Source organism: Planktothrix sp. PCC 11201 (assembly GCF_900009135.1).
GTDB lineage: Bacteria > Cyanobacteriota > Cyanobacteriia > Cyanobacteriales > Microcoleaceae > Planktothrix.
Genome location: NZ_LT797725.1, coordinates 1 through 252 on the forward strand (window position 1 = coordinate 1; position 252 = coordinate 252).

1 rRNA gene is annotated in these 252 nt (G+C 35.3%); it reads right to left on the minus strand.

Annotated elements, in window-relative coordinates:
- Positions 1-62, minus strand: a 16S ribosomal RNA gene (locus tag PL11201_RS25410); the annotation flags it as partial.
- Between the last annotated feature and the right edge of the window lie 190 nt (positions 63-252).

Sequence of the window (252 nt, forward strand, 5' to 3'; positions counted from 1 at the left end):
ACTTGCATGTGTTAAGCAGACCGCCAGCGTTCATCCTGAGCCAGGATCAAACTCTCCATTTTGAAGAATCTGTTGTTTTGGCTCTAAAACTTGTTTCTCAAAGTTTTAGAATTTTTTGCTTTTTCAGAAAGTTTGTGTTAAACTCCCTGATTAAGAATCAATTCTTTAATAACGAGATTAAGAATGTTTTAACTTGGCTTTCAAACTCTTTAGTTGTCCAGGTTCGGTGTGTCTTTGTTTTTCGACACTTTT